Annotated in this window: 6 protein-coding genes; 2 read left to right on the forward strand and 4 right to left on the reverse strand. The window is 60.4% G+C overall.

All coding sequences use genetic code 11. The features are described from left to right. Positions 1-111 precede the first annotated feature (111 nt). Entirely contained in the window at positions 112-807 is a 696-nt protein-coding gene (locus tag RMO15_RS28610) for a hypothetical protein (protein WP_309721070.1), read from the forward strand. Between the two features lie 40 nt (positions 808-847). Here RMO15_RS28610 and RMO15_RS28615 read toward each other — a convergent pair whose 3' ends face one another. The 3 genes from RMO15_RS28615 to RMO15_RS28625 form a co-directional block, all read right to left on the reverse strand. Further along, positions 848-1,576, reverse strand: coding sequence for a hypothetical protein (locus RMO15_RS28615; protein ID WP_309721073.1), 729 nt, complete (start codon positions 1,574-1,576; stop codon positions 848-850). Between the two features lie 126 nt (positions 1,577-1,702). Further along, a complete protein-coding gene (locus RMO15_RS28620; RefSeq protein WP_309721076.1) occupies positions 1,703-2,056 on the reverse strand; it encodes a hypothetical protein in 354 nt (117 codons plus the stop codon). Beyond that, positions 2,053-2,463 (reverse strand): RusA family crossover junction endodeoxyribonuclease, encoded by a 411-nt coding sequence (locus RMO15_RS28625; protein ID WP_309721078.1) that lies wholly within the window; start codon positions 2,461-2,463, stop codon positions 2,053-2,055. The genes RMO15_RS28620 and RMO15_RS28625 overlap by 4 nt, the downstream gene beginning before the upstream one ends. A 232-nt stretch (positions 2,464-2,695) precedes the next feature. Here RMO15_RS28625 and RMO15_RS28630 point away from each other — a divergent pair, with 232 nt between their 5' ends. Beyond that, a complete protein-coding gene (locus RMO15_RS28630; RefSeq protein ID WP_309721079.1) occupies positions 2,696-3,076 on the forward strand; it encodes an ankyrin repeat domain-containing protein in 381 nt (126 codons plus the stop codon). A gap of 42 nt (positions 3,077-3,118) precedes the next feature. Here the strand turns inward: RMO15_RS28630 and RMO15_RS28635 are convergent. Beyond that, positions 3,119-4,626: erythromycin esterase family protein (locus RMO15_RS28635; protein ID WP_309721080.1), on the reverse strand; the 1,508-nt coding region annotated here is incomplete at its 5' end.

Here is a 4,626-nt window from a genome sequence, read left to right on the forward strand (position 1 = left end):
GCCGCAAAGCCCGTGCCGGGCTACAAATTTCTCCAGCCCGGCACGGGCTTTGTGGCGCTTGCGCAATTGCAGACGCCAGTTTCCAACCGGCTGCGCGAGGTAAAATAGGCCATGCAAACCGTACGAGGAATTGGTCTGTGGCAGAGTGACAACTTACCAGACTGGCCGAATCCCGCGTGTTTTGTGGACGACAGCCAAGATGCTGATGTTCGGGCCAAAGTCGTAGAATATCTAAAAGCGGGAGAGATCACGGCCTGTTCGAGCTTCGACACTTGCCGTCTTTGCGGAGCCCAGCTCAGCCTCGCAGCCCAGGAAGATGGATACTACACCTGGAACACCTTACTGGCTCACTATGTTGGGATGCATGTTGTACGCCTCCCCGACGACTTCATCCAGCACGTCCTTTCCAACCCAACACCGATTCCCTTTCCGCAAGATGACGAGTATGATCTTAGTCGCTACGATGACACCTGGTGGAAGTCGCAAAAGGGCTGGCATGATGGCTCGCAAGTTGAGGTTGTCCCGTTTCAGTCCTACTACGACAGCGTGGGAGCACTCTGGCTCATGGCAGTGGCGCAACCTGTCACCGCCGCGCAACTAAAATTTATCCGCCGCTTCGCTGACTTTACTTTCTTCAGCACACTTGCTCTACGAGAGGCGCTTCGATCCGGTGAGCCCTTGCTCCTCCAGCATGGATTCCACATTACAAGGGTTGCCGAGGTGACGGCGGAAGCAACTGCACTGGGGCTGACGCTCACCCATCGGCGTTACTCCAGCCGGGAGGAATGGCTGCAAAATACACGATGAAAACGAGCCCGGAGGCAACTGCCTCCGGGCTGTTTCTTTTTTACAGCTTCGGGCTGTAAGGGCGGGTTCTAGGGAGGCCAAAGAGGGCGCGGGTTTCGGCGTTGCTGCTGTTGCGTGACGGGTAGGCGGCATCGGCGGCGAACTGAAGGGTCTGGCGGCGGGTGGCGATGGTGCCTAGCAGGTCGTTGATCTGCTTGCGGGTCTGGAGCACCGTCTCACCTGCTCCACCTTGGGCGCGATCCGTGGCGATCCAGCTATCGAGGGCGCTCTGGAGGGCGGCAACTTTGGCGGGAGTGATGCCAGGAAGCGCATCGGTGGCGAGGGCAGCAAGAATGTTGGTAGTGGTCTGCGTGAGAGCGGCGCGGCTCTGCTTGGCAATGTCCTCCCCGATGGCGTAGGGTCTCAGACGCTCGGCGCGGTGGGGGTCGCCGACGTATTTCTGTCGGGCGGCGGCTTGGACGGTGGAGATGCTCTGCTCAATCTGCGTGCGCCAGTCGCTCTCTGTCTCGGTCTGCACCGTGCGCTCCGAGGTCTGGGTGAGCAGGCGGGCAATGCTTGTGCGGCAGAGCGCGACATCGGCGGCGAGAGCCTGGACGAAAGTCATTGCGATCTCGTGCTCGGCGAGCTTCGCGGCATGGGAAGTGCTCAGGGCGGTATCGGTAATGCGAGCTGCAAGCTCTAAATCGGCGATGCGCTTTTCGCTAAAGACGCTACGTGTGCGGGTTGTGGTGCTCGGGGTCGGGGTTATTGTGTTAGGTTCCGGTGTCATGACTTTCGTCTCCTCTCAGATCACTTAGCGCGGCGGGATTGCCACGCTCGCCTTTTCTGACAAACGGAGACGCTTCGGGGTTGCAGCGAATTTTTTCGGGAGAATCGCGATGCGCTTCGGGAGAATCTAGCTCCCGATGGTGGCTAGCTCGGGTGCAGTGTTGGGTGCACTTGCCAACACCGAGACAGGTAGGACGATCATATCGAAGCGCCAGCCGGGGAGTGTCTTGAGGAGCGCCGCGAGAGCGACCGTATTGTCCGAGATGTCGTTGCGCCGCCGCACCACTGCCGCGACGTGCTGCTCACCGCGCACGGCGAGCAGATCCATGTGGTAGTCCCAGAGCACCTCGGGCAGATCGTCCGGGCCGGGGTCTTCCACAACCGTGTAACCATCGGCACGAAATGCACAAGCTAGCCAGTGTCGCGCATCACGGGTAGAGCGCACCCACCCTGGAATCTCTTCAGGAACCCCTGGGATCATAATAATCTCCGGTGATCGGGCACGACATCCACCCGAACATAGACAAACTCTTCACCACGACGAATGGCAAGTGCCACGGGAGCAGACTCATCCTGGATATAGAACGCTCCACGAATATCAGTTCTGCGAATTAAGGTATCAGTCACCTGACGATCATCCTCGTAAACCAGACCAATCAAGGCATCCTGAATCGGCTTGATAAAGTTATCGTTATCCAGCAGTGCAGGAGATACCCCAAAGTAGTACACACCAATTAAAAGACAGTCTACTGTCACCGGTGCAACACCTGCTGGCCAGAGCCGCCCAGCAGCCTCACGAACCGTTTGTTGCCACTGCCGCAGAAGCACTTTGTTGTGGCTCTGGTGAGAAACCGGCGTTCCTTGAACCGTAAACTCAAAGGGTAGCATCCAATCCTATCTTACCATTTTAGGCCATCCTCCTCTCCATCACCGGAATCGCCGCCGCCATGCAGAGCACGGGGTAGAGACCACCCCATGAAATGGGGCGTCAACAGTGGTTTCGTCCCTCAGCCGCAAAGCCCGTGCCGGGCTACAAATACCCTAGCCCGGCACGGGCTTTGTGGCGCTTGCGCCATTGCAGACGCCGGTTTCCAACCGGCGGCACGGGGTAGAATGAGCCATGAAGCCGTGGCGTAAAGTTCTGGGCATCCTGCTCTGTGTGGCGATTTGTGCGAGCCTTGGGCTCGCTCGCGCCCGGTATGTTCAGTGGCGCTGGGATCGGTCGGTGCTCAATATGAAACTACACGCGGCGCTGGACAAACAAGACCTCCCAGCGGTCGAGGAGACGCTACGTCTAGGAGCCGACCCCAATGCGGAAGAGCGTCCTGGAACCGGCTTCACGGGGCTGATGCATGCCGTGGAGCATGGCAATCCTGCCCTCGTCAAGGCTCTCCTGAGTGCAGGTGCGGATCGCGATCGCCGAGACAGCAACGGAACCACCGCTCTCCAGCAGGCGCAGAAAGCCCAGCTTGCGGAGCTCGTCACGCTTTTGAAACCATAATGTCGCCCTTAGAGCTGGAGACGCCCCGAGTACCATATAGACCTACTTTGGGCTGTAGGAGCGGGCGGCGGTGGGCTGTGCGATGAAGAGGAGGGCGTCGAACTCGGCACCAAGGTTGGTGGTGGTGACATCGCCTTTTTCCCAGAGGGCGGTGATGTTCTTGGGGACGTTGTAGCCGCCTGCGGTTCGGAGGGAGTGCGGGGTGTGGAGCCAGTCGGTGACGAAGGGCGGAGGTGCTTGGCCGCGCCAAGGCACTAAGAAATCGCCGAGTCGGGCCGCTGCCATCATGGCCTCAACGGAGCCGACGGCGGGCTTGCCGGACTTGTAGGTGCGCATAGGCGAGCCGGGGCGGGTGCGGTCTTGTGCCTGAAACTCCCCGGTGCCAAAGGCCATCCCCACGGCGAGATAGCGCTCCTTGAGGGCCTCCCCAAGCCACCAGCCCATCATGGGGACAAGCGCGCTGTTGATAGGATAGAGCAGCCGCCCGACATGGGCATTGTGGCCCCAGAAAACCACCCGCGCCTTGGGGTTCTTGGCGAGCAACGAGAGCAGGTTCGATGCCATGTAGCGATCCCGGCGGCCCATCCCCTGCGCCATGTCCAACCCGCCGAGGTCGGCGTACTGCACCACGACACGCAAAGCACTAAGCGCTTCGTCGTAGCGTGCCCGGCCTGTTTGGGCGATCAGCCTGCCCTCGTCGGCGATAAGCCAGGCGAGAATCTCCCGCACCACTGGGGCACTGCCTTTCGGGTCGGTGCCGTAACCGATCTTGCTGAGCTGCTCCCCAAGGCGCGTGGCGAGCTCCGGCTGGACACTCTTCAGATACTCTAGAGCGGGTGCCGCTGTCTTTGTCCCTTCTTGACAGTCCACCCCAACAATCTGCACCCGGCGCTCGGGGCGCTGCGTTTGGTTGTGCTCACGGAGCCACTGGAGCAGCGCGGCGACTTCTTCCGTGGTCCAGACCATAAATCCCAAGCCGCGCATGGCATCGTCGAGCGTGCCTTTCCCCTCCGTCACGTACGCATTGGTGGCGCGAATCCCGCCCACGCCCGCCTCCATCGCAAAGACCGTGAAGCCAAGCTCTTTCACCAAGTAGGCCAGCATCCGGTGCTTGAACTGAAAGAACTCGCGCGTCCCGTGGGTCGCCTCGCCCAGCCCGACCACGTGTGCCTTCTGGAAGAGTTTCTTCAGTGGCGCCAGATCGGCAAAGCTCCCCTCGTTTTGGACAGTACGGAGCGGAACCGCCGTGCGTCCCAGCCAGCGCCGAATCTCGTCTTGCTTCTTTATCTCTGCCGCATCGTAGGCAGCACGGCTTGGCCAGAGGGTCGCGCTGAGCTGGTACTTCCCGGCGGGCGCGGACTTCTCCAGCGCACGCACCTCGATCTTGAGGGCTCCCGTGACCGTGACCTCAACCAGCGCAAGCTCCGGGCCGTAGCTTCCGTTAGGGCTGTCCACTTCAGCAAGGGGCTTGTCGTGGGTTTTTTTCGTGGCCGGGACCACAACAACCGGGTTAATTGACGCGTGGGGGGGGGGATTAAGCACACAAATCC

The sequence above is a fragment of the Armatimonas sp. genome (genome assembly GCF_031410135.1).
Classification (GTDB): Bacteria; Armatimonadota; Armatimonadia; order Armatimonadales; family Armatimonadaceae; genus Armatimonas.